Here is a 5,328-nt window from a genome sequence, read left to right as displayed (position 1 = left end):
TTGGAAGTCTGGCCGTCGAATTTCGAGCCGCCCGAAGAATACAGCCGCGCCAGCGCGCCGCCACTCTCATCATAAAGCGTCAGCTGCTTGCCGGCGACGTTCCACGACTTGATGCCGTCGATCGGGGCCGGGCAATGCAGCGGCCCGGCGCGGAAGCCGGCGCCGAATTTGGTCTGCGGCGTCGCCACCTTGCAGCTCTGGCCGGAAACGCTGACGTTCCAGACACCGGCGACGCTGGCGGCGGTCACGTCCGAAGCGCCGGCCGGCGCCGCGCCGTCCGGCGGCAGCGAGGCTACCTGCGTGTTCGCCGGGGCAGTCGGGAATTGCGACGGGTCAGTGGTGCCGGGCGATGCCGGCGGCGGCAGCTGGTTGCCGGTCACCTTGCCGGCGGGCGCGGCCTCCAGCGGCGCGGGCTGCTGGTCATCCATCGACGAGAAACGTGAGGTCGAACAGCCGCTCGCAACGAGCGCGGCCAGCGATACGGCCACCAGACCGGTTTTCGAAAAAGTCATTCCAACCTCCGTCGGATCCGGCTGGGGGGAAGCCGTCCGCACAATCTCACCCCCACCAAGATGGAGAAGGTGGCGAAATTTCAACCCGATATGGTTAAAATACGGTTTGCGGCAAGATTTGTTGCAAATTTATCGCAATCGCGATGGCATGGGCCGCTTGTCACGCGTCGCCCAAGGACCCCAGTCAACGATCCCAGTCAACACAGTGCTGCCCTGGCATTCGGCGGTCAGATGCTTGCGCGAGCCGGCGTAGCCCCTATGTCTGGTGACGAAACCCTGCTGGAGCCGCAAAATTGGCCGCGAGAAAGACAGCCGCCAATCGCTACTACAGCGGCCCGCCGAGCGACCATTTCGACGGCACATTGTTCTTCAATCCCGACGGCCAGCCGCCTGGCCGTTTCGCCGACCTGCTGAAATGGCAGTTGAATGGCAAGCGCTCGAAATGGCCGGCGACCAATCCAAGCCCCTTTCCGCAGGCAAAACCGACCGCGAAGATCGAAGGCCCCGCGCTGGATGTGACGATGGTCGGCCATTCCACCTTGCTGATCCAGACGGCCGGTCTGAACATCCTCACCGATCCGGTGTGGTCGCTGCGCGCGTCGCCGCTTTCCTTCGCCGGGCCAAAACGCATCAATCCGCCGGGCATCGCCTTTGCCGACCTGCCGCCGATCGACCTCGTGCTGGTCAGCCACAACCATTACGACCATCTCGACCTCGCCACGTTGAAGCGGCTGAAGGCCAGCCACGACCCGCTGGTGCTCGCCCCGCTCGGCAACGACGCCATCATCGAAGCCGCCGTGCCCGGCATGCGGCTGTCGGCGCATGACTGGGGCGACAGGGTCGAGGTCGGTAACGGCGTCGCCCTCCATGTCGAGCCGGTGCATCACTGGTCGGCGCGTGGCGCCCGCGACCGGCGCATGGCGCTGTGGGCCGGCTTCGTCATCGAAACGCCTGATGGCAAGCTCTATTTCGCAGGCGACACCGGCTTCCACGATGGCATCAACTACCGGCTGATGGCTGAGAAACATGGCGGTTTCCGTTTCGCCATCCTGCCGATCGGCGCTTATGAGCCGCGCTGGTTCATGGCGCCGCAGCACCAAAACCCCAGGGAAGCCGTGCAAGGCATGACGCTTTGCAACGCCGCTTTCGCCGCCGGCTGCCACTGGGGCACCTTCCAGCTCACCGACGAACCGATCGACGAGCCGGCGCGGAAATTGGCCGAGGCGCTCGACGATCAAGGTGTTCCGCGCGAGCACTTTCGCGCCTTGCGGCCCGGCGAGGTCTGGACCGTGCCTGAGATCGGGCGCGGCTGACGTCTGCATTGGCCATTTACGGCCCGGTCATTTTCGCAGATGGTCCGCCCGACAGGCAAAGGGGAATGCAGATGAAATCGATCATGGCAGTTCTGATGGCGCTGGCGATCTCGACGCCGTGCGCTTTCGCAGGCGAAATCAGCGACCGCGCCGCGGAAGCCGAAAAACTGCTGCAATCGGGTGACGGCGCCGGCGCGCTGGACAAATTCCGTAGCGCCGAGGAAGCCTTTTGGCAAGCGATGCCGCTGGCCGTCCAGAACGTCAAACAGGTCGATACCGCAAGCGGTTTCGGCATCTACAGCGAGCGCGCCAATCACACCTACAAGCCCGGCGAGAAGATCGTGCTGTACATGGAACCCATTGGCTATGGCTACGGCTCGGACGGCCTCGGCAACAGCATGATCGCGCTTTCCGTCGACATCACGGTGGTTTCCGCAGCCGGCGAGACGCTCGGCACGAGCGAGAAGGTCGGCCGTGTCCAGGTCGCGTCCCGCTCGCACAACCGCGAACTGTTCTTCAAGCTGGACCTCTCCCTCGACGGCGTGCCGCCCGGCAAATACCGCTGCGACTTCCTCATGCACGACGAGAATTCGAAAAAGACGGCGCCCTTCACCACCGATATCGAGATCGCCGGCTAGTTTTCGTCGCGAACAGGCCTCGCAGCCCGACGGGAACCCAAGCGCGGCGGACGCGTTTTCATGCGGTTTCAAAATATGTCGGTTGCGAGGCATTCCCATGCTCAAATGGATCATCATTCTCCTCATCGTAGCGGCTGCGGCGAGCCTGCTCGGCATGCCGGCGCTGGCAGGTGCCGCCGCCACCGGTGCGCGCATCCTAATCGGCATCGTTCTGGTCATCTTCCTGCTGGTGGTGCTGGGCATCTTCGCCGTCACGTAAGTCCGGCGCCTTCGCCGTGACCAAGCGGCTGCGCACTGGTAATTCCCGCCCGTTTCCGCCATATAGCGCCAAACGGACACGGAATTTTCGGAGCAATGGCCAGCACCGCCCCTTTCGCCAAGATGAACGGCATCGGCAACGAGATCATCGTTGCCGACATGCGTAGCCGTGCCGATCGGGTGACCGCAGCGGCAGCGATCGCCCTGAACGCCGATGCCGCGACCAGCTTCGACCAGATCATGGCGATCCACGATGCCAGGACGCCCGGCACCGCCTTTTTCATCGACATCCTGAATTCCGATGGCTCCAAGGCGCAGGCCTGCGGCAATGGCATGCGCTGCGTTGTCCAGGCGCTTGCCGCCGAGACCGGCCAGAAGACCTTCACCTTCGAGACCGTTGCCGGCATCCTCAACGCGCGCGAACATGCCGACGGGTCGATCTCGGTCGACATGGGCACGCCGCGTTTCGGCTGGCAGGACATCCCGCTGGCCGAGGAATTCCGCGACACCCGCATGATCGAGCTGCAGATCGGCCCGATCGACGCACCCGTGCTGCACTCGCCCTCGGTTGTCTCGATGGGCAATCCGCACGCCATCTTCTGGGTCGACAACGACGTCTGGTCTTATGAACTCGACCGTTTCGGCCCGATGCTCGAGAACCACCCGATGTTTCCCGAGCGCGCCAACATAACCATCGCTCAGGTCACCTCGCCTGAAACCATGATCATCCGCACATGGGAGCGTGGCGCCGGCCTGACCAAGGCCTGCGGCTCGGCCTCCTGCGCCGCCGTGGTCGCAGCCGCCCGCACCAACCGGACCGGCCGCAGCGTCAGCCTGCTGACCCCCGGTGGCGGCACGCTGCATGTCGAATGGCGCGATGACGACCACGTCATCCTCACCGGCGCTGCCGAATGGGAATTTTCCGGCAACTTCGATCCGTCGACCGGAACATGGGCCCGCGACACCGAAAGCGCGGCTTGATGTCCGCTCTGTCCAAGAGCCCGGTGTCCAAGGGCATCGACGTCGTCACCTTTGGCTGCCGGCTGAACACTTATGAATCCGAGGTGATGCGGCGCGAGGCTGAAACCGCCGGTCTTGGCGCGCTGGAGGGCGGCGCCGTGATCTTCAACACCTGCGCCGTCACCGGCGAGGCGGTGCGCCAGGCCAAACAGGCGATCCGCAAGGCGCGCCGCGACAATCCGCAGGCGCGCATCATCGTCACCGGCTGCGCCGCGCAGACCGAGCCTGAAAAATTCGCCGCCATGGACGAGGTCGATCTCGTGCTTGGCAATGAGGAGAAGCTGAAAGCCAATTCCTATCGCGCGCTGCCGGATTTCGGCGTCAACGACACCGAGAAGGCGCGCGTCAACGACATCTTTTCCGTCCGTGAGACCGCAGGCCACATGGTCGACGCCATCGAGGGGCGGGCACGCGCCTTCGTCCAGGTGCAGAACGGCTGCGACCACCGCTGCACCTTCTGCATCATTCCCTATGGCCGCGGCAATTCGCGCTCGGTGCCGATGGGCGCCGTGGTCGAGCAGGTCAAGCGGCTCGCCGGAAACGGCTATGCCGAGATCGTGCTGACCGGTGTCGACATGACCAGTTTTGGTGCCGACCTTCCGGGCGCGCCAAAGCTTGGCAGGCTAGTGAAGACCATCCTCAAGCAGGTGCCCGATGTGAAGCGCCTGCGGCTATCCTCCATCGATTCGATCGAGGCTGACGACGATCTGCTCGACACGATTGCCACCGAGCCGCGGCTGATGCCGCATCTGCATCTGTCGCTGCAATCGGGCGACGACATGATCCTGAAGCGGATGAAGCGTCGCCATCTGCGCGATCAATCGATCCGCTTCTGCGAGGATGTTCGCAAGCTGCGCCCCGGCATCGTCTTCGGCGCCGACATCATCGCCGGCTTCCCGACCGAAACGGATGAAATGTTCGAGAACTCGGAAAAAATCGTCGAGGAGTGCGGCCTGACCCATCTCCACGTCTTCCCGTTCAGCCCGCGCGAAGGCACGCCCGCCGCGCGCATGCCGCAGCTCCGCCGCGAGGTGGTCAAGCAGCGCGCCGCCCGGCTGCGCGTCGCCGGCGAGGCTGCGTATATCAGGCATCTGTCGTCGCTCACTGGTACGCGTCAGTCGATCCTGGTCGAACGCGACGGCCTTGGCCGCACCGAGGGTTTTACGCTTGCCGCACTCGGCACGGGCGCACCGGGTGAGATCGTCGAGGCCGATATATCAGGCCACGATGGTATGAGGCTGATCGCGGCGCCCCTTGCCGCCCGCGCCGCCTGAGAAACGCAAAGCATGGCTGGTTTTTTCAAGAAGATATTTTCGTTCGGCAAGAAAGAGGTTGTCGAGGAGCGGGTCGACGAAACCGCTCCGCTGCCGCCGATCAAATGGGAAGCACTCGATGCGCTGAAGCCGGCGGCCGAGCAGGTCGTTCCGGAGTTCTTGAAGCGCGACGAGCCGCAGCCCGAGGCGGAAACGACGCCGACGGTCGAGCCGGAGGTGATTCCTGCGCCGGAACCGGCGCCTGTCGAGGAACCGGTACCTGAGCCGGCGCCTTCAATTCCTGCCGAGCCGGAAATCCAGCCTGAGCCTGCCC

Annotated in this window: 6 protein-coding genes and 1 pseudogene; 6 read left to right on the top strand and 1 reads right to left on the bottom strand. The window is 64.3% G+C overall.

The annotated features are described in order from the left end of the window. The coding region (locus tag EN993_RS30710) for an AprI/Inh family metalloprotease inhibitor (protein ID WP_127265644.1) at window positions 1–512 on the bottom strand (512 nt) is incomplete at its 3' end. Window positions 513–805: 293 nt separating this feature from the next. Here EN993_RS30710 and EN993_RS30705 point away from each other — a divergent pair. The 6 genes and pseudogenes from EN993_RS30705 to EN993_RS30680 form a co-directional block, all read left to right on the top strand. Beyond that, window positions 806–1,825, top strand: coding sequence for an MBL fold metallo-hydrolase (locus EN993_RS30705; protein ID WP_109663781.1), 1,020 nt, complete (start codon window positions 806–808; stop codon window positions 1,823–1,825). Window positions 1,826–1,896: 71 nt separating this feature from the next. After that, window positions 1,897–2,463, top strand: coding sequence for a hypothetical protein (locus tag EN993_RS30700; protein WP_127265643.1), 567 nt, complete (start codon window positions 1,897–1,899; stop codon window positions 2,461–2,463). Window positions 2,464–2,560: 97 nt separating this feature from the next. Then, window positions 2,561–2,722 carry a DUF1328 family protein gene (locus tag EN993_RS30695; RefSeq protein ID WP_082525393.1) on the top strand — a complete coding sequence of 54 codons (162 nt, stop codon included), beginning with the start codon at window positions 2,561–2,563 and terminating at the stop codon, window positions 2,720–2,722. Between the two features lie 95 nt (window positions 2,723–2,817). Next, window positions 2,818–3,702 carry a diaminopimelate epimerase gene (dapF, locus tag EN993_RS30690; RefSeq protein WP_126066909.1) on the top strand — a complete coding sequence of 295 codons (885 nt, stop codon included), beginning with the start codon at window positions 2,818–2,820 and terminating at the stop codon, window positions 3,700–3,702. Next, window positions 3,702–5,015, top strand: a complete 1,314-nt coding sequence (mtaB, locus tag EN993_RS30685; RefSeq protein ID WP_109665339.1) for a tRNA (N(6)-L-threonylcarbamoyladenosine(37)-C(2))-methylthiotransferase MtaB — start codon at window positions 3,702–3,704, stop codon at window positions 5,013–5,015. The genes dapF and mtaB overlap by 1 nt, the downstream gene beginning before the upstream one ends. 12 nt (window positions 5,016–5,027) lie before the next feature. Then, window positions 5,028–5,328, top strand: a pseudogene (locus tag EN993_RS30680) (signal recognition particle-docking protein FtsY); the annotation flags it as partial.

It is taken from the genome of Mesorhizobium sp. M7D.F.Ca.US.004.01.2.1 (assembly GCF_003997785.1).
In the GTDB taxonomy this organism is placed as follows: domain Bacteria; phylum Pseudomonadota; class Alphaproteobacteria; order Rhizobiales; family Rhizobiaceae; genus Mesorhizobium; species Mesorhizobium loti.
The sequence above is the reverse complement of the archived record's forward strand: the minus strand, read 5'-3'. Positions and strand labels throughout refer to the sequence as shown.